Origin of the sequence: Variovorax boronicumulans (assembly GCF_009811375.1) — a bacterium.
In the GTDB taxonomy this organism is placed as follows: Bacteria; Pseudomonadota; Gammaproteobacteria; order Burkholderiales; family Burkholderiaceae_C; genus Variovorax; species Variovorax boronicumulans.
The window spans coordinates 864,865-882,227 of sequence record NZ_BKDH01000001.1; the positions used below are offsets into that span (position 1 = coordinate 864,865).

Genomic DNA, 17,363 nt, shown 5'->3' on the forward strand with positions numbered 1-17,363 from the left:
AGTTGCACATACAATAATACCCCATGGACACACCCACCCAACCCCGCGGCTGCACCAGCTTCAAGACGCGCCAGCTGATGCGCCGCCTGACGCAGCACTACGACGCCGAGGTGTCGCGCAGCGGCCTCAAGACCACGCAGTACTCGCTGCTGTCGCACCTCAAGCGCCTGGGCCCGATGCGCCCGGTCGACCTGGCGGGCGAGTTGAAGATGACCGCGTCCACGCTGAGCCGCAACCTGCAGCCGCTCATTACCGCGGGCTGGGTGGCGCAAGTGGCGGGCGCCGATGCGCGCAGCCGGCTGGTGTCGCTCACCGACGCCGGCGAGGCCAAGTGGCGCGAAGCGCAGCAGCACTGGAAGACGGCGCAGCTCAAGCTCAATGCGCTGCTGGGCGTGGAGCGCGTGCTGGCGCTGCATGCGCTCATCGACGAGTCGCTCGCGCTGCTGGGCACGGGCGAGCCGGTCGACGTGCAGTACTGACGCTTCCCACCACCTTCAGCAACGAACACGTTCCGCGTCTACGCAGCCGCGCGGCCGGATTTCCTGTCTCTTCGTTTCTCCCCCGACCCATTCCAACAGTTCCAGAGGTCCCATGTTCGCCACCCACGTCTCCGCATGGCTGCAGCGCCGCGGCATCCACTACGGCTGGATCGTCGCCACCGTCACCTTCCTGACCATGCTCACCATGTCGGCCGCGCTCGGCCTGCCGGGCGCGATGATGAAGCCGCTCGGCGAGGAGTTCGGCTGGAGCACCGAGCAGATCTCGTCCGCGCTCGCGCTGCGTTTTGCGCTGTTCGGCCTCATGGGCCCGTTCACCGCGGTGCTGATGGAGCGCTACGGCCTGCGCGCGGTGATGTGCGCCGGCCTCACGCTGGTCGGCCTGGGCATGGCGCTGGTCACCACGGCCTCGCAGCTGTGGCAGCTGTTCGTGCTGTGGAGCCTGATGCTCGGCCTGGGCACCGGCATGACGGCGTTGGTGCTCGGCGCCGTGGTGGCCAACCGCTGGTTCGTCGCGCGGCGCGGCCTGGTCGTGGGCATGCTCACGGCCAGCGCGGCCACCGGCCAGCTGGCCTTCCTGCCGCTGGCGGCCTGGATGATCGAGCACTGGGGCTGGCGCTCGGCCATCGTGCCGATCGTGGTCGGCAGCGTGGTGATCGCGCTGCTCGCGCTGTGCCTGGTGCGCAACCGGCCGTCGGACATCGGCCTGCTGCCTTATGGTGAAGCGCCCGGCACGCAGCCGGCGCCGGCGCCCGCCTTCACGATGAACTTCGCCACGCCGTTTCGCGTGCTGCGCGAGGTGGCGACCAACCGCACCTTCCTGATCCTGGCCGGCACCTTCTTCATCTGCGGCCTGAGCACCAACGGCCTGGTACAGACGCACTTCATCTCGCTGTGCGGCGACTACGGCATGAGCGCCGTGCCCGCCGCCTCGGTGCTCGCGATGATGGGCGCCTTCGACTTCGTCGGCACCATCCTGTCGGGTTGGCTCTCCGACCGCTACGACAACCGCAAGCTGCTTTTCTGGTACTACGGCCTGCGCGGGCTGTCGCTGTTCTGGCTGCCGCATTCGGAGTTCACGATCTACGGCCTGGGCCTGTTCGCGATGTTCTACGGCCTGGACTGGATCGCCACCGTGCCGCCGACCGTCAAGCTCGCGGGCGCCGCCTTCGGCCCCGCCAAGGTCGGGCTGGTGTTCGGCTGGATCTTCGCCGCCCACCAACTGGGCGCGGCCACCGCGGCCTACGGCGCGGGCTTTGCGCGCACGCTGCTGCTGACCTACACGCCGGCGCTGTACACGGCCGGCGCGGCCTGCCTGTTCGCGGCGCTGATCGTCATGGCGATCCGCCGTCCCGCCAAGACCGCCACCGCACCGGCTGCGGCCACCACTAACGCCGCCGCACGCGCCTGACCGCCGGAGACCCGCATGACCACCCCCCAACAAGCGAACGGCGACCTCGATCCGCGCACGCGCCGCCTGCTCGAGGCGCCCATCATCCCCACGCTGCTGCGGCTGGCCGCGCCCAATGTGCTCGTGATGCTGGCGCAGGCCTCCGTCGGGCTCATCGAGACCTACTTCGTCGGCAAGCTCGGCACCGACGCGCTGGCCGGCATGGCGCTGGTGTTCCCCATCGTCATGCTGATGCAGATGACCTCCAGCGGCGCGATGGGCGGCGGCATCGCCTCGTCGATCGCGCGTGCGCTGGGCGCGCGCCGCCGGGGCGACGCCGATGCGCTGGTGTGGCATGCGGTGGTCATCGCGATCGGCTTCGGCCTGTGCTTCACGCTGGCGCTGCTGCTGGGCGGGCGCTGGCTCTATGGCGTGATGGGCGGCACCGGCGCGGCGCTGGAAGCCGCGCTCACGTACTCGAACTGGGTGTTCGCGGGCGCGGTGCTGGTGTGGCTGTTCAACTCGCTGTCCGCCATCATCCGCGGCACCGGCAACATGGCGGTGCCGGCCAACGTGACGGTGGTGGGCGTGGTGTTCCTCATTCCCGCGTCGCCGCTCCTGATCTTCGGCATCGGGCCGTGGGGCGGCATGGGCATCGCGGGCGGGGCGCTGGCGCTCCTGCTGTACTACCTGCTGGGCTCGCTCGCGCTCATCGCCTACCTGCGCTCGCCGCGCAGCCTGCTGCGGCCCACGCTGGCGGCGTTCCAGATGCGCTGGCCGCTGTTCCGCGACATCCTGCGCATCGGCCTGATCGGCACGGTGTCGACCGTGGCGACCAACCTGTCGATCGGCATCGCCACCGCACTCACCGGCCATTTCGGCGCGGGCGCGCTCGCCGGCTACGGCACGGCATCGCGGCTCGAGTATCTGCTGGTGCCGCTGGTGTTCGGCCTCGGCGCGCCGCTGGTCGCGATGGTCGGCACCTGCATGGGCGCGGGGCTGCGCGAGCGCGCGCTGCGTGCCACCTGGGCCGGCGCGGCGCTGGCCTTCGGCATGGCCGAGGTCATCGGGCTGGCAGCGGCGCTGTTCCCGCGCCCGTGGCTGATGCTGTTCGGCCACGACCCCGTGATGCTCGAGACCGGCGCACACTACCTGCGCGTGGTGGGGCCGTTGTACGGTTTCTTCGGCGTTGGGCTGGTGCTGTACTTCGCCTCGCAGGGCGCGGGCCGGCTGCTGTGGCCGGTGCTCGGCAACATCGCGCGGCTCGCCGTGGCGGGCACGGGCGGCTGGCTGGCGCTGCGCTGGGGCGGCGGGCTCACCGGCGTGTTCGCGGCGCAGGGCGTGGCGCTGGTGGTGTACGGCATCGTCATCGCCTCGGCCATCGCGGGCGGTGCGTGGTTCGGCCGCGTCGGCTGGCCGCGCACGACCCAAGGGTTGCTGCGCCGCGTGGCGCAGGCCTGAAGCGCTCACTTTTTCTTTTCATCAACGAAAGGCTCGCCATGCAGATCAAGGATTCCGTCGTCTTCATCACCGGTGCCAACCGGGGGCTCGGCCTGGCGTTCGCCAAGGCGGCACTCGCGGCCGGTGCGCGCAAGGTCTACGGGGCCGCGCGCGACCCGAAGAGCGTCACGCTCGCGGGCGTCGTGCCCGTGGCGCTCGACGTGACGCAGCCCGCGCAGATCGAGGCCGCGGTGCGCGCCTGCGGCGACGTGACGCTGCTGGTCAACAACGCGGGCATCTCGCGCGGATCGAGCTTCCTGGGTTCGCCCGACGCGGTGGCCGCGGCGCGCGCCGAGTTCGAGACCAACTTCTTCGGCCCCTGGGCGCTCACGCAGGCCTTTGCGCCGGTGCTCGCGTCGAACGGCGGCGGTGCGGTCCTCAACGTGCTGTCGGCCCTGGCCTGGACGACGTTCCCCGGCGTGGCGACCTACAGCGCCACCAAGTCGGCGGCCTGGTCGCTCAGCAACGGCTTGCGCAACGAACTGGCGGGGCAGGGCACGCAGGTCACGAGCCTGCACGTGGCGCTCATGGACACCGACATGGCGGCGCGCCTGCCTGGCCCCAAGACCTCGCCCGACGACGCGGCGCGACAGGCACTGGCGGGCGTGGAAGCGGGGCTGCCCGAGGTGCTGGCCGACGAGGTCACGCGCCAGCTCAAGCAGAGCCTGTCAACCGAGCGGCCCGCGTATGCGAGTCCGCCGGTCTGAAGTGCGTCAATAGCGGTAGGGGTTGTTCGGGCGACGGTCGTAGCGGTTGGGCACACCGTCGCCGTCGTTGTCCCGGCGGCCGTGGCGACGGCCTTCCCAGTCGCGGCGGCCGTGGTCGTAGTAACCGTGGCGACGCGGACCGTCGTAGTAGCCCGGGTGGTAGTGGCGCGGGGGCGGCGGCGGGGCGTAGTAGTGATGGCGCGGCGGCGGCGCGGGCGTCACGTACACCTGGGCCTGGATGAACGGGCCGCCGGCCTGGGCATGGGCCGGCGCGGTGAGGGCGGCCAGCGACAGCAGGGCGGCAGCACCGAAGGCGAATGTCAGCTTTTTCATGGCGACTCCTGGGGAGTGATTGCGATGCCTCATCGTCGCGCCATTATGTGAAGTTCTTGTAAGCCGGAAGCGAAATCGCATGAAGAGCTGTAAGCCGCTGCGCTCGCGCTTTTTCAGCGTTGCGGGGCCGGCAGCATGCGCCGCAGGGCTTCGAAGAACAGATCGGACTGTTCCCGCTCGCCCTGGATCTGCGCCGCCACATGCGCGGCCAGTTGGGCGTTGACGGGCACCAGCGGGCGCCCGGTCGATTGCGCGATCACCTGGTGCAGGCAGGCGCGCTCCAGGTAGTACAGGTCGTCGTAGGCGTGGGCGATGGTGCCGCCCGCCACGATCACGCCGTGGTTCGCGAGAAAGGCCACGTCCTTGCCGGCCATGGCGCGCGCAATGCGTTCGCCCTCGGCGTCGTCCAGTGCCAGACCGTTGTACTCGGCATCGATGGCGATGCGGTTCATGTAGCGCATGGCGTTCTGGCTGGCGGTCGGATCGAGCGCGCGGTCGACCGTGAGCGTCAGCGCCGTCGCATAGGGCATGTGGCAATGCAGCACCACGGCGTGGCCCGTGAGCCGGTGCACTGCGCCGTGGATGAAGAGGGCGGTGGGCTCCACGCGGTGGCGGCCCGCGAGCACTTCGCCGTGCACGTCGATCAGCACGATGTCGTCAGGACCGATCTCGCTCCAGTGCAGCCCGCGCGGGTTGATCAGGTAGCGGTCCTGCGCGCCCGGCAGCAACACGCTGAAATGGTTGCACACACCTTCGGACAGCCCGTGGTGGGCCGCGGCGCGCAGCGCGAGCGCGAGGTCTTCGCGCAACTGGCGCACGGCGGGGCTGGCGTATTCGGAATCGGCAGACATCGCGGGGGTCTCCTTCTTTCTTGTGGTGGGTGAATCGTTCGTGCCGGATCAGGCGCGGACCAGACCGGCCCAGGCCGCCACGAAGCGCTGCGCGTCTTCGCGCACGGCGGCGGCGGTCTTGCCGGGCTTGTAGAGCGACGAGCCGATGCCGAAGCCGGCGGCGCCGGCCGCGCGCCACGTGCCCATGTTGTCGGGGGCGATGCCACCCACGGGCATCACGGGCGTGCCGGCCGGCAGCACCGCGAGCAGGGCCTTCACCACGGCGGGCGAGGCCAGCTCGGCCGGGAACAGCTTGAGCCCCGTGGCGCCGGCCGCGAGCGCGCCGAAGGCTTCGGTCGGCGTCATCACGCCGGGCAGGCAGACCATGCCCAGGCGCGCGGCCTCGGCGATGACGTCGGCATTGAAGTTGGGCGACACGATCAGCTCGCCGCCGGCCGCATGCACCTCGCGCACCTGCTTGGCGTCGAGCACGGTGCCCGCGCCGACCAGCGCGTTCGGAAAGCGCTGGCGCATCAGCGCGATGCTCTCCAGTGGCTGCGGCGAATTGAGCGGCACTTCGAGCAGCCGGAAGCCGGGCTCGACGATGGCGTCGCCCACGTCGGCGGCTTCGGCGGGCGAGAGGCCGCGCAGGATGGCCACGAGCGGCAGGGCCTGCATCGCGGCGTTGAATTTGTCGAGGGGCGTGGTCATGGGGCGGGTGTCCGGTCGGTGTCGAGAAAGCCGGACAGCGTGTGCAGTCCGGCCCAGGTGGCTTCGGCGCCGAGCGTGCGCGTGGCGACGCCGGTGGCGCGCAGGGCCAGGGTGTAGCGCTGGGTGAGGGCCGAGGAGCCGATCAGCACGACCTCGCCGACAGCCTGTACCGATTGCGTGCGCAGCTCTTCGCCGATGAGCAGGCCCGACAGGTAGCTCGACAGCTCTTCCTTGGGCATGCGTTCGAACAGCGCGAGCGTGCGGGTGCCGAAGGCGTTGTGCAGCAGGCCGTGGCCGTTCTCGGAGCGCGTCACGCCTTCGAGGAACGCGGCTTCGTCGAGCGGCGCGGCGGCGTCGAGCGTGCGCCCCAGGATCGAGTGCTGGCTCAGCAGCGCGTAGAACTCGCCCGTCATGTAGGTGCGAAAGCCCGCGACGCGGCCTTTCTTGACCGTGGCCCATTTGTTGTGGGTGCCGGGCAGCACGAAGACGCCGTCGTCCAGGCCAGTGATCGTCATGGCGCCGAGGATCTGCACCTCTTCGCCGCGCATCACATCGGGCACGCCGGCGTGTTCGTCGCTGAGGCCGGGCACGATGGCGATGCGCGCGCCGGGGATGGCGTCTGTGGCGATGATGCTGCGGCCTACTTCGACGCGGCCTGCGGGGCAGGGGCAGTAGGGCGCTTCGACCCAGCCCTGCTTGCTGCCGGCCATGCCGGAGATCAGGCAGCGCGTGTCTGCCAGGCGCATCCAGTCGCCGAACAGCGACTCGAACACGGCAGGAAAGCCGCCCTCGGGCACGGTGAGGATGCCGCGGGCGTCGCTGCGCTCTTCGATGACCTGCCCGCTCGGGTCGAGCAATGCACCGCGTAGCGAGCTTGTGCCCCAGTCGATGGCGATGAGTCTTGTCATGTCTGTCGTCTGTTGCGTTTCGAGAGTTTGTTCGGGGCGCGTGCCCAGGGCACCGGGTACTTCCCTCCGCGAATGTCCCCCGCCTTCGGCTCCTCCTTGATTTCGCTGCGGGAAGCACCCAGTGCCCTGGGCACTGGAGGCGCGGTTGTTGTGCGTGCCGATCAACGACTGCAGCGAACAACGCTCACGTCGATGGGGTGCCTTGCGCAGCGAAATCAAGGAGGAGCCCGAAGGGCGGGGGACATTCGCGGAGCAAGGTACCCCGTCGGCGGGAGCGCGCCCTGGATCTCTCCAAATCAGTGATTGTCTCGCGGCACAAAGGCCCCACGGCGACCGCGCAGAAAGGCCAGGTCCGCCCCCTGGTCGGCCTGCAGCACCGTGTCGACGTACAGCTTCCAGTACCCCGAGTCCAGCGGCGCTTTGGGTGCCACCCACTTCGCGCGGCGCTTCGCCAGCTCCTCGTCGCTCACGTGCAGGTGCAGCTTGCGGTTCGGCACGTCGAGCTCGACGATGTCGCCGTCCTGCACCAGTGCCAGCGGGCCGCCCGCAGCCGCTTCGGGCGCGGTATGCAGAACGACGGTGCCGTAGGCCGTGCCGCTCATGCGCGCGTCGCTGATGCGGACCATGTCCGTGATGCCCTTGCGCAGCACCTTCGGCGGCAGCGGCATGTTGCCGGCCTCGGCCATGCCGGGGTAGCCCTTGGGGCCGCAGTTCTTGAGCACCATGATGCAGTGCTCGTCGATGTCCAGGTTCTCGTCGTCGATGCGCTTGTGCAGGTCGTCGGCGCTCTCGAACACCACCGCGCGGCCCTTGTGCACCAGCAGCTCGGGCGTGGCCGCGCTGGGCTTGATGATGGCGCCGTTGGGCGCGAGGTTGCCGCGCAGCACACAGATGCCGGCCTTGTCCTTGAAGGGCTCGGCCTGGGTGCGGATGACCTGCGGGTTGTAGTTCTCGGCGTCCTTCACGTTCTCCCACACGCTCTGGCCGGTGACGGTGAGGATGTCCTTGTGCAGGTGGTCGGCGATTTCCTTGATGACCACGGGCAGGCCGCCCGCGTAGCAGAAGTCTTCCATCAGGAACTGGCCCGAGGGCTGCAGGTTCACGAGGCAGGGCAGGTCGGCGGCGAGGCGGTCGAAGTCGTCGAGCGTGAGCTCGACGCCCATGCGGCCCGCAATGGCCAGCAGGTGGATCACGAAGTTGGTCGAGCCGCCGATGGCCGCGTTGACCTTGATCGCGTTCTCGATCGCCTGCCGCGTGAGGATCTTCGACATGTTCAGGTCTTCATGCACCATGTCGACGATGCGCCGGCCCGCCTGCCGTGCGAGCACATTGCGGCGGCCATCGACGGCAGGGTAGGCCGCGTTGCCCGGCAGGCCGATGCCCAGCGACTCGACCATGCTGGCCATGGTGCTGGCCGTGCCCATCGTCATGCAATGGCCGTGGCTGCGGTGCATGCAGCTCTCGGCTTCGAAGAAGTCTTGCAGCTTGAGCGTGCCGGCGCGCACCTGCTCGCTCATCTGCCACACGCCGGTGCCCGAGCCCAGTTCCTGGCCGCGCCATTTGCCCGAGAGCATGGGCCCGCCCGACACGCCGATGGTCGGCAGGTCGACGCTGGCCGCGCCCATCATCAGCGCGGGCGTGGTCTTGTCGCAGCCCATGAGCAGCACCACGCCATCGAGCGGATTGCCGCGAATGCTTTCTTCGACGTCCATGCTCGCGAGGTTGCGGTACAGCATGGCGGTGGGGCGCAGGAGCGTCTCGCCGAGCGACATCACCGGGAACTCGAGCGGGAAGCCGCCGGCCTCGTACACGCCGATCTTCACCTGCTCGGCGAGCGTGCGGAAGTGCGAGTTGCAGGGCGTGAGTTCACTGAAGGTGTTGCAGATGCCGATGACCGGGCGACCGTCGAACTGGTCGTGCGGCACGCCCTTGCCTTTCATCCAGCTGCGGTAGATGAAACCGTCGCGGTCGTGGCGTCCGAACCACTGCTGGCTGCGCAGTTCGCTGGCGGGCTTTTTCTTCGGGGCGTTGCTCATGGGATGTGTCTCTTCGTCGTTGATGCTTTGCGGAAATCCTCAGGGTTTTTCCTGCGGGAAGACCGTTTCAATCATCATATGATAAGCGTGACGAGCTGTCGCGCATTCAGGGTTTTCGAGTGGCCGGCACAGGCAAGAGCTGCCTGAATCCGGCCCCGATACGGGCAGGCAAACAGGCACCGGACACCACCAGAACCACACACCCACAGGCAGGCATGATCAAGAACGTTCACGGCAACACGGTCGACCGCATCGGCAGCGACATCGTCGCGGGCCGCTATGCGCCCGGCGCGTCGATTCCGCCGGAGCCGCTCTTGTGCGAAGAGCTCGGCGTGAGCCGGACCGTGGTGCGCGAATCGATCAAGTCGCTGATCGCCAAGGGCCTGGTGACCAGCGGCCCGAAGGTGGGCACGCGTGTGCAGCCGCCCGACCAGTGGAACTGGTTCGACGCCGATGTCATCGTCTGGCAGACGCAGGCGGGCCTGTCGGCCGAGTTCCTGCGCGACCTGCAGGACCTGCGCCGCGTGGTCGAGCCCGCCGCGGTGGCGCTGGCCGCCCAGCGCGCCACCGCCGAAGACATCGCCGACATGGAAGACGCCTACGCGGGCATGAAGCGCGCCATCGAGTTCGGCGGCGACTACATCACGCCCGACCTGCGCTTTCACCAGGGCCTCATCCGTTCCAGCCACAACCGCATGCTGGTGCAGATGAGCCGTGCGCTGGGCGCGTTGCTGCGCACCAGCTTCGAGATTTCGACCACTCGCAAGAACGGGCCCGCGAGTTCGCTGCCGCTGCACCGCGCGGTGCTCGACGCCGTCATCGCACGCGATCCGGCCGCCGCCGAGAAAGCCGTGCTGGTGCTCATCGACGGTGCGCGCCACGACATCGAGACGGTGCTGGCCTCGCGCAAGAAGATTCCGCGCATCAGCCGCCCGGCGACGCAGCTGAAGGCCTTCCCGCTCTAGACGCGGCGGCCGCGCAGACATCCCATAACAACACTGGAAAGTCAGGAGACGCAGATGCTGATGCAAAGGGCTATCGACGGATTTTTTCGCCTGCTGGAGTTCCTCGTCGTCGTGTGCATGGTGGCGATGGTCGTCATGGTGTTTGGCAACGTGGTGCTGCGCTACGGTTTTAATTCGGGCATTTCGGTGTCGGACGAGATGTCGCGCTACTGCTTCATCTGGCTCACCTACATCGGCGCCATGGTGGCCATGCGCGACGGCGCGCACCTGGGTGTCGACACGCTCATCAAGCATCTGCCGCTCATGGGCAAGAAGGTCTGCTTCTTCCTGAGCCAGTCGCTCATGCTGTTCTGCAACGTGCTCTTCTTCATGGGCACCTACGAGATGCACGAGCTGCAGGTGACCAACATTTCGCCCGTGGTCGGCATCTCGATGATCTGGGTCTACGGCATCGGCTACGTGGTGTCGGTGGTGATGGCCCTCTTCAACATCGACAAGCTCTGGCGATTGTTCAGGGGCCGGGTGCCCGACCAGGAGCTGATCCAGATCATGGAATCCGAAGAACAGGTGCTCGACGCCGCCGCACACGGGAAGGTGGCGCAATGACTGTCACGATCTTCATCGTCTCCCTGCTCGGCGCCATGGCACTGGGCATTCCGATTTCGTACTCGCTGCTGGTGTGCGGCGTCTCGCTGATGGGCTGGCTGGCCTACACCGGCGGCCTGCCGGCCTTCGACAGCCAGATCATTGCGCAGCGCTTCGTCGATGGCGCCGACAACTTCCCGCTGCTCGCGGTGCCGTTCTTCCTGCTCGCCGGCGAGTTCATGAACGCCGGCGGGCTCAGCCGGCGCATCGTGAACCTGGCGATGGCCTGGGTCGGCCACTACCGCGGCGGCATGGGCTATGTGGCGGTGCTGGCCGCGATCATCATGGCCTCGCTGTCGGGCTCGGCCGTGGCCGACACGGCCGCGCTGGCCGCGCTCCTCATCCCGATGATGAAGGCCGCCGGCTACCAGATGAACCGCTCGGCCGGTCTCATCGCCGCGGGCGGCATCATTGCGCCGGTGATCCCGCCGTCGATCGGGCTCATCGTGTTCGGCGTGGCGGGCAACGTGTCGATCACCAAGCTGTTCCTCGCGGGCATCGTGCCCGGCATCCTGATGGGGCTTGCGGTGGGCGTGGCCTGGTGGATCGTGGCCCGGAAGGACAACGTGAAGTCCTCGCCGCGCGTGCCCTGGGGCGAGCGGCTGAAGGTCACGGCGCAGGGCAGCCTGGCGCTGGCGCTGCCGATCATCATCATCGGCGGCATGAAGTTCGGCGTCTTCACGCCGACCGAAGCCGCCGTGGTCGCGGCCGTCTATTCACTCGTGGTGGGTCTCTTCATCTATGGCGAACTCAAGGTCAAAGACCTGTACCGCCTCACGCTCGCGGCCGGCAAGACCACCGCGGTGGTGATGTTCCTCGTGGCCGCCGCGATGGTGAGCGCCTGGCTCATCACGGTGGCCAACATCCCGACCGAGGTGGTGTCGCTGCTCGAGCCCTTCCTGGACAACAAGACGCTGCTGATGTTCGTGATGATGGTGCTGATCGTCATCGTGGGCACCGCGCTCGACTTCACGCCCACCGTGCTGATCCTCACGCCGGTGCTGATGCCCGTGGTGCTCAAGGCCGGCATCGACCCGGTGTACTTCGGCGTGCTGTTCATCATGAACAACGCCATCGGCCTGATCACGCCGCCCGTGGGCACGGTGCTCAACGTGGTGAGCGGCGTGGCGCGCATCTCGATGGACGATGCCTTCAAGGGCGTGATGCCGTTCTTCATCGCCCACCTGGTGGTGCTGTTCACGCTGGTGTTCTTCCCGCAGCTCGTGACCGTGCCGCTGCAGTGGTGGATGGGGCGCTAGTTCTTCTTTTTTCCTGTCAGTCAGTTCGTTCAACCAACCCCTCGAATCGAAGGAGACAAGCATGTTGTTTCGCAGAACCCTGATGACCGCCGCCCTCGTGGCCGGCGGCCTGCTGGCGTCGACCGGCGCCCTCGCGCAATTTGCCGAACGCACGATCAAGTTCACCAACGGCGTGAACGAAGACCACCCCGTGGGCGTGGGCGTGAAGAAGATGCAGGAAGTGCTGGCGGCCAAGACCGGCGGCAAGATGAAGATCACGGCCTTCTGGGGCGGCGCCGCGGGCGGCGACCTGCCGGCCACGCAGGCGCTGCGCGCCGGCACGCAGGAAATGGTGTGCACCTCGAGCTCGCCGCTGGTGGGCATCGTGAAGGAACTCGGCGCCTTCGACCTGCCGTTCCTGTTCGCCAACGAGAAGGAGGCCGATGCGGTGCTCGACGGCCCCGCGGGCGAGTACTTCAACAAGAAGCTCGAAGCCGCCGGTCTCGTGAACCTGGCCTACTGGGAGAACGGTTTTCGCAACCTCACCAACAGCAAGAAGCCAGTGGCCAAGGCCGAGGACTTCGAAGGCGTGAAGCTGCGCGTGATGCAGAACAACATCTTCCTGGACTCGTTCAAGACCCTGGGCGCCAACGCCGTGCCCATGGCCTTCGGCGAGGTGTTCACCGCGCTGGAGACCCGCACCATCGACGGCCAGGAGAACCCCTTCGTGACCATCGAGACCTCCAAGTTCAGCGAGGTCCAGAAGTACCTGAGCGTGACGCGCCACGCCTACACGCCCTTCCTCATCCTCTACAGCAAGAAGCTCTGGGACCAGCTGAACCCGCAGGAGCAGGCGGTGCTGCGCGAGGCCGCGAAGGAAGGCCAGAAGGTCCAGCGCGAAGCCAACCGGGCGCTCAACGAGAAGTCGCTCGCCAGCCTGCGCAAGACCATGACGGTGAACGAAGTCTCGGCGGCCGAACAGAAGCGCATGCTGGAGAAGGTCAAGCCCGTGTACGACAAGAACGTGCCCAACATCGGCACGGAAGCCGTGGGCGTGGTCACCGACGCGCTGAAGAAGGCGCGCGGGGGCTGACCGAGGCTTTCGGCCATGCGCTGAATGTTTGCAAGAGCCGCGCGGCACCCGCCGCTGCGGCTTTTTCTTTTTGCGGAATCCTTGTCATGAAAATCACGCAGCTCGAAACCATCCGCCTGGGCGAGTTTCCCAACATCCTGTGGGTGCGCCTGCACACCGACGAGGGCCTGGTCGGCCTCGGCGAGACCTTCATGGGCGCCGAAGCGGTCGAGGCCTACCTGCACGAGTGGGCGGCGCTGAAACTGCTGGGCACCGACCCGCTGCAGATCGAGGCGCGCAACCGCGACATCACGGGCTACCTGGGCTGGCGCGGATCGGGCGTGGAAACGCGCGGCAACTCGGCCGTCGACATCGCGCTGTGGGACCTGTTCGGCAAGGCTGCCAACATGCCGGTGCACACGGCGCTGGGCGGCAAGAGCCGCGATGCGATCCGCATCTACAACACCTGCGCGGGCTACCAGTACATCCGCAGCGCCACGAACCAGACCAGCTCGAACTGGGGCCTGGCCAACAACAACGGGCCCTACGAAGACCTGCAGGGCTTCCTGCACCACGCCGACGAGCTGGCCGAGTCGCTGCTGTCCGAAGGCATCACGGCCATGAAGATCTGGCCCTTCGACCCGGCGGCGGAGAAGAGCCACGGGCAGTACATCAGCAACGCCGACCTCGACACCGCGCTCGAGCCCTTCCGCAAGATCCGCCAGGCGGTGGGCGGCAAGATGGACATCATGGTCGAGTTCCACAGCCTGTGGCGGCTGCCGATGGCGCAGAAGATCGCGCGCGCGCTGCAGGAGTTCGACACCTTCTGGCACGAGGACGCCATCCGCATGGACAGCCTCGACCTGCTCAAGCAGTACGCGAAGGACTGCCAGGCGCTCGTCTGCGCCAGCGAGACGCTGAGCTACAAGTGGGGCTTCAAGGACTACCTGCAGACCGGCGTGGCCGGCGTCGCGATGCTCGACCTGAGCTGGTGCGGCGGCCTCACCGAGGCGCGCAAGATCGCCGCCATGGCCGACGCCTGGCAACTGCCCGTGGCACCGCACGACTGCACGGGGCCGGTGGTCTGGGCCGCCTCCACGCACCTGAGCCTGCATGCGCCCAATGCGCTCATCCAGGAGAGCGTGCGCGCCTTCTTCACCGGCTGGTACAAGGAGCTCGTCACCGAGTTGCCGAAGGTCGAGAACGGCATGATCAGCCTCAACGACAAGCCCGGCCTCGGCCTGGAACTGCTGCCTGACCTGCACAAGCGCGCCGACGCGATCGTGCGGGTGTCGAAGGCGGCGTAGCGCCTGTCAGCGGTTGTCGTCGGTGCGCAGCCGCAGCAGGGCGCGCACGAAGCCGTGGTCCGAGCGCGAGCGGTCGCGGCCTTCGTGCAGGTGGTCGTTGAAGTAGTCGACGCGGCGCACGTCGCCCAGGCTGTGGCGGCTGCTGGCGACGAACTCCTCGCTCACGAGTATCTGGTCGAGCACGTCCGGAAAACCCTGGTGGATGTGCGAATAGGCCACGTCCTTCTTCAGCGCCGACTCGCCCTGCATCTCGTAGGCGTTGAACAGCGCCACATCGCGCGCGGCCTTGTCGTAGGCCACCTCGGAGGTGGCGGCCACCAGCTGCGTGGTCACGCTGTGCGGGTTGTCGTTGAAGTCGCCCATCACCACCAGCGGCACGTTGGTGCCCTGCAGCAGGTCGATCACGATGCAGCGCAGGGCCGCGGCCTCGGCGCCGCGCATCAGCAAGGAGCGCAGCGAGGCCATCGCGCCGATCTTGCGGTCGTCGCGGTCTTCGAGGGAGTTGCCTTGCGCGTCCTGCAGGAACTTGGGGCGCTTGGACTTCAGGTGCACCGTCAGCACATGCACCTGCTGGCCGTGCTTCATGCGCACGGTGGCCAGCAGGGGCGGGCGCTCGAAGCGCGTGTGTGGGCCGATGCCCGGCACCTCCACACCGAAGCCCGCGGGAAAGTCGACGAAGGACTGCACGCTGTCCACCTGCAGCCGCGTGACGATGCCGACGCGCGGCGTGCCCTGTGCGCCCGGCCGACCGGGCGTGCCCGGCGGGCTCGCGGGCGGTGGCGAGTTCTCGGCGCCCGGCACCGAGACGAAGTCGTAGCGCAGGCCGCTGCGGCCGATGGCGGCCTTCAGCGCGGCCTCGTCCCACACCTCCTGCACCGCGAGCACGTCGGCATTGAGCGCGTGGATGCGCTCGCCGATCCAGTCGATCTTGCGTTCGTATTCGCGCTCGTTGTAGGCGTCCTGGTTCTCGTAGTACACGCGGTTGGGGTTCGCGAGGTTGAGCAGGTTGCAGGTCGCGACGAAGAGCGTGGCGTAGTTGGGCGGGATGTAGGAGGGCATGGCCCGCACATTGTGTCCTGAGACGGTGCAAACGAACCTGCTGCGCCGGCCGCCCCGGTAGAAACGAAAAAGGGCACCGAAGTGCCCTTTGTGGAATCGACGCGCGTGCGCGTTTCAGCGACCGAACGAACGACCGCCGCCGCCACCGGAGCGGCCACCGCCGCCACCGCCGTAGCCACCGCCGCCACCCGAGCGGCCACCGCCACCCGAACGGTTGCCGCCGTAGCCGCCACCACCGCCGCCGCCCGGGCGACCGCCGCGACCGCGACCACCCATGTGGTCGACGCTCGTGCGCAACGGGTCCGGCTGGCCGGCTGCACCGCCGCCTGCGACGGCTTCAGCGCGCAGGTGCGCGACCTGGTTGGCTTGCGTCGGGCTGTGGCTGTTGCCGTGATGGCGCGGTTGGCGCTCTTCGTGGGGCGTGTGGTGATGCGGCTGCTGCGGTGCGCGCGGCTGGCCTTGCTGCGGGCCGCGGCCCTGTGCGGGACGGGCTGCGCCCTGGCCACGCGGGCCCTGGCCCTGGCCTTGGCCGCCACCGTTGGCATTGCGGCCTTGACCGCCGCCGCCCTGGCCGCCACCGCGGCGTTGACCGCCGCCATTGCCGCCACCACCACCGCCGTTGCCGCCACCCTGGCCGGCCTTGTTCTCGCGGATGCGCGACATCATTTCGGTGCGTGCGGCCTTGGCGGCTGCCTGCATGACTTCGCGGCTCGGCGGACGGCCGGCGCCGCCCCAGATCGTCTGGCGACCCATGGCGATCGGCTCGGCGCGTTCGCCTTCTTCAGGACCGAAGCCCTCGACCTTCTGCACCGGAATCGTCTGCTTGGTGAAGCGTTCGATTTCCTGCATGAAGCCTTCTTCGTCCAGGCACACGAAGCTCACGGCCTCGCCACTCGAACCGGCGCGGCCGGTGCGGCCGATGCGGTGCACGTAGTCTTCGCTGACGTTCGGGATTTCGTAGTTCACGACGTGCGGCAGCTCGTCGATGTCGATGCCGCGGGCTGCGATGTCGGTGGCCACCAGCGCGCGGATGTCGCCGCTCTTGAAGCCGGCCAGCGCCTGCGTGCGGGCGCTCTGGCTCTTGTTGCCGTGCAGCGCCATCGCCTCGATGCCGTTCTTGGTGAGGAACTCGGCCACGCTGTTGGCACCGAACTTGGTGCGCGTGAACACGAGCACCTGGCTCCACTTGTTCTCGTTGATGATGTGCGCGAGCAGCGCCTTCTTCTTGCCGCGGCCCACGGGGTGGATCACCTGCGTGATGCGCTGCACCGTGGTGTTGCGCGGCGTGACCTGGATGCTCTGCGGGTTCTTGAGCAGCGAGCCGGCGAGGTCGCGGATCTCGTCGCTGAAGGTGGCCGAGAACAGCAGGCTCTGCTTTTCCTTGGGCACCAGGGCCAGGATCTTCTTCACGTCATGGATGAAGCCCATGTCCAGCATGCGGTCGGCTTCGTCCAGGATCAGCATCTGGACCTGGCTCAGGTCGAGCATGCCCTGCTGCTGCAGGTCGAGCAGGCGGCCGGGGGTGGCCACGAGGATGTCGACGCCCTTCTTGAGCTTGCTGATCTGCGGGTTCATGCCCACGCCGCCGAAGATCACGGTGGAGTCCAGCTGCAGGTACTTGCCGTACGTACGCACCGACTCTTCGACCTGGGCCGCGAGTTCACGCGTGGGGGTCAGCACGAGGGCACGGATGCCGATGCCGCCGAACTTGTTGGTGGCGCTGCGGCTCATGGTGAGCTTGTGCAGCATCGGCAGGGTGAAGGCCGCGGTCTTGCCGGTGCCGGTCTGCGCGCCGCCCAGCAGGTCGTGGCCGTCGAGGACCACGGGAATGGCTTGCGCCTGGATGGGGGTGGGGGTGTCGTAGCCGTGCTCGTGCACAGCCTTCAAGATGGCGGGAGCCAGCTTCAGTTCGTCAAAATTCATTGTGGAAACAACAAGCGCCATACACGGCGCAGTGGCATCGGCCCGCCAGGCGTCGTTTTGGGGTGACGCCGAGCCAGTCAAGGCAGATGAAGGTCAGGGGTGGGAGCCGGAAGACCCGCGGTGATTTGGGGTTTTCTTCGTCCCCGGCAGAGAGCCGGTTTGCGGGCAACTGGACCCGGCAACGAGGACTATTGTCGCATGAGTCGATAATCATGGGTTCGCCGCGCCCGGATCACTGTCCG

At 68.0% G+C, this 17,363-nt stretch carries 16 protein-coding genes; 9 read left to right on the forward strand and 7 right to left on the reverse strand.

What is annotated here, in order from left to right:
* The first annotated feature begins 23 nt into the window (after window positions 1-23).
* The 4 genes from VHAB30_RS04055 to VHAB30_RS04070 all read left to right on the forward strand — a co-directional run bounded on the left by VHAB30_RS04055 (window position 24) and on the right by VHAB30_RS04070 (window position 4,094).
* The gene (locus VHAB30_RS04055; protein WP_159275912.1) at window positions 24-479 is read left to right on the forward strand and encodes a MarR family winged helix-turn-helix transcriptional regulator; all 456 of its coding nucleotides are present in this window, start codon (window positions 24-26) and stop codon (window positions 477-479) included.
* 112 nt (window positions 480-591) lie between these two features.
* Window positions 592-1,908, forward strand: coding sequence for an MFS transporter (locus tag VHAB30_RS04060; protein WP_159275913.1), 1,317 nt, complete (start codon window positions 592-594; stop codon window positions 1,906-1,908).
* A 15-nt stretch (window positions 1,909-1,923) separates the two neighbouring features.
* Window positions 1,924-3,348, forward strand: a complete 1,425-nt coding sequence (locus VHAB30_RS04065) for an MATE family efflux transporter (protein ID WP_062480125.1) — start codon at window positions 1,924-1,926, stop codon at window positions 3,346-3,348.
* Window positions 3,349-3,386: 38 nt separating this feature from the next.
* Entirely contained in the window at window positions 3,387-4,094 is a 708-nt protein-coding gene (locus tag VHAB30_RS04070) for an SDR family oxidoreductase (protein WP_159275914.1), read from the forward strand.
* A 6-nt stretch (window positions 4,095-4,100) separates the two neighbouring features.
* On the opposite strand, the gene VHAB30_RS04075 is transcribed toward VHAB30_RS04070, so the two are convergent.
* The 5 genes from VHAB30_RS04075 to VHAB30_RS04095 all read right to left on the reverse strand — a co-directional run bounded on the left by VHAB30_RS04075 (window position 4,101) and on the right by VHAB30_RS04095 (window position 8,912).
* Window positions 4,101-4,427, reverse strand: coding sequence for a hypothetical protein (locus VHAB30_RS04075; protein ID WP_095746254.1), 327 nt, complete (start codon window positions 4,425-4,427; stop codon window positions 4,101-4,103).
* 113 nt (window positions 4,428-4,540) lie between these two features.
* Window positions 4,541-5,278, reverse strand: a complete 738-nt coding sequence (locus VHAB30_RS04080; RefSeq protein WP_159270854.1) for an aldolase — start codon at window positions 5,276-5,278, stop codon at window positions 4,541-4,543.
* 48 nt (window positions 5,279-5,326) lie between these two features.
* The gene (locus VHAB30_RS04085; RefSeq protein ID WP_159275915.1) at window positions 5,327-5,968 is read right to left on the reverse strand and encodes a 2-dehydro-3-deoxy-6-phosphogalactonate aldolase; all 642 of its coding nucleotides are present in this window, start codon (window positions 5,966-5,968) and stop codon (window positions 5,327-5,329) included.
* Window positions 5,965-6,876 (reverse strand): 2-dehydro-3-deoxygalactonokinase, encoded by a 912-nt coding sequence (locus tag VHAB30_RS04090; protein ID WP_062480116.1) that lies wholly within the window; start codon window positions 6,874-6,876, stop codon window positions 5,965-5,967. The genes VHAB30_RS04085 and VHAB30_RS04090 overlap by 4 nt, the downstream gene beginning before the upstream one ends.
* Window positions 6,877-7,172: 296 nt before the next feature.
* Window positions 7,173-8,912 carry an IlvD/Edd family dehydratase gene (locus VHAB30_RS04095; RefSeq protein ID WP_062476021.1) on the reverse strand — a complete coding sequence of 580 codons (1,740 nt, stop codon included), beginning with the start codon at window positions 8,910-8,912 and terminating at the stop codon, window positions 7,173-7,175.
* Between the two features lie 215 nt (window positions 8,913-9,127).
* Here VHAB30_RS04095 and VHAB30_RS04100 point away from each other — a divergent pair, with 215 nt between their 5' ends.
* The 5 genes from VHAB30_RS04100 (at window position 9,128) to VHAB30_RS04120 (ending at window position 14,139) form a co-directional block, all read left to right on the forward strand.
* Entirely contained in the window at window positions 9,128-9,877 is a 750-nt protein-coding gene (locus tag VHAB30_RS04100) for a FadR/GntR family transcriptional regulator (protein ID WP_062476018.1), read from the forward strand.
* Between the two features lie 54 nt (window positions 9,878-9,931).
* On the forward strand, window positions 9,932-10,483 hold the full coding sequence (locus tag VHAB30_RS04105) for a TRAP transporter small permease (RefSeq protein ID WP_223301408.1): 552 nt from the start codon (window positions 9,932-9,934) through the stop codon (window positions 10,481-10,483).
* Window positions 10,480-11,781: a TRAP transporter large permease gene (locus tag VHAB30_RS04110; RefSeq protein WP_070062487.1), complete on the forward strand. Its 1,302-nt coding sequence runs from the start codon at window positions 10,480-10,482 to the stop codon at window positions 11,779-11,781. Before VHAB30_RS04105 ends, VHAB30_RS04110 begins: the two co-directional genes overlap by 4 nt.
* A gap of 61 nt (window positions 11,782-11,842) precedes the next feature.
* Complete coding sequence (locus VHAB30_RS04115; RefSeq protein WP_062476013.1) at window positions 11,843-12,853, forward strand: TRAP transporter substrate-binding protein; 1,011 nt, start codon at window positions 11,843-11,845, stop codon at window positions 12,851-12,853.
* A gap of 86 nt (window positions 12,854-12,939) precedes the next feature.
* Window positions 12,940-14,139 carry a mandelate racemase/muconate lactonizing enzyme family protein gene (locus tag VHAB30_RS04120; RefSeq protein WP_062476010.1) on the forward strand — a complete coding sequence of 400 codons (1,200 nt, stop codon included), beginning with the start codon at window positions 12,940-12,942 and terminating at the stop codon, window positions 14,137-14,139.
* 6 nt (window positions 14,140-14,145) lie between these two features.
* Here the strand turns inward: VHAB30_RS04120 and VHAB30_RS04125 are convergent, their stop codons facing one another.
* Complete coding sequence (locus VHAB30_RS04125) at window positions 14,146-15,198, reverse strand: endonuclease/exonuclease/phosphatase family protein (protein WP_159275916.1); 1,053 nt, start codon at window positions 15,196-15,198, stop codon at window positions 14,146-14,148.
* Window positions 15,199-15,312: 114 nt separating this feature from the next.
* The gene (locus VHAB30_RS04130; RefSeq protein ID WP_159275917.1) at window positions 15,313-17,121 is read right to left on the reverse strand and encodes a DEAD/DEAH box helicase; all 1,809 of its coding nucleotides are present in this window, start codon (window positions 17,119-17,121) and stop codon (window positions 15,313-15,315) included.
* Window positions 17,122-17,363: the final 242 nt, after the last annotated feature.

Coding starts and splice junctions, on each gene's coding strand:
- VHAB30_RS04055 (WP_159275912.1), top strand. CDS start 24: ATGGACACACCCACCCAACCCCGCGGCTGCACCAGCTTCAAGACGCGC.
- VHAB30_RS04060 (WP_159275913.1), top strand. CDS start 592: ATGTTCGCCACCCACGTCTCCGCATGGCTGCAGCGCCGCGGCATCCAC.
- VHAB30_RS04065 (WP_062480125.1), top strand. CDS start 1,924: ATGACCACCCCCCAACAAGCGAACGGCGACCTCGATCCGCGCACGCGC.
- VHAB30_RS04070 (WP_159275914.1), top strand. CDS start 3,387: ATGCAGATCAAGGATTCCGTCGTCTTCATCACCGGTGCCAACCGGGGG.
- VHAB30_RS04075 (WP_095746254.1), bottom strand. CDS start 4,427: ATGAAAAAGCTGACATTCGCCTTCGGTGCTGCCGCCCTGCTGTCGCTG.
- VHAB30_RS04080 (WP_159270854.1), bottom strand. CDS start 5,278: ATGTCTGCCGATTCCGAATACGCCAGCCCCGCCGTGCGCCAGTTGCGC.
- VHAB30_RS04085 (WP_159275915.1), bottom strand. CDS start 5,968: ATGACCACGCCCCTCGACAAATTCAACGCCGCGATGCAGGCCCTGCCG.
- VHAB30_RS04090 (WP_062480116.1), bottom strand. CDS start 6,876: ATGACAAGACTCATCGCCATCGACTGGGGCACAAGCTCGCTACGCGGT.
- VHAB30_RS04095 (WP_062476021.1), bottom strand. CDS start 8,912: ATGAGCAACGCCCCGAAGAAAAAGCCCGCCAGCGAACTGCGCAGCCAG.
- VHAB30_RS04100 (WP_062476018.1), top strand. CDS start 9,128: ATGATCAAGAACGTTCACGGCAACACGGTCGACCGCATCGGCAGCGAC.
- VHAB30_RS04105 (WP_223301408.1), top strand. CDS start 9,932: ATGCTGATGCAAAGGGCTATCGACGGATTTTTTCGCCTGCTGGAGTTC.
- VHAB30_RS04110 (WP_070062487.1), top strand. CDS start 10,480: ATGACTGTCACGATCTTCATCGTCTCCCTGCTCGGCGCCATGGCACTG.
- VHAB30_RS04115 (WP_062476013.1), top strand. CDS start 11,843: ATGTTGTTTCGCAGAACCCTGATGACCGCCGCCCTCGTGGCCGGCGGC.
- VHAB30_RS04120 (WP_062476010.1), top strand. CDS start 12,940: ATGAAAATCACGCAGCTCGAAACCATCCGCCTGGGCGAGTTTCCCAAC.
- VHAB30_RS04125 (WP_159275916.1), bottom strand. CDS start 15,198: ATGCCCTCCTACATCCCGCCCAACTACGCCACGCTCTTCGTCGCGACC.
- VHAB30_RS04130 (WP_159275917.1), bottom strand. CDS start 17,121: ATGAATTTTGACGAACTGAAGCTGGCTCCCGCCATCTTGAAGGCTGTG.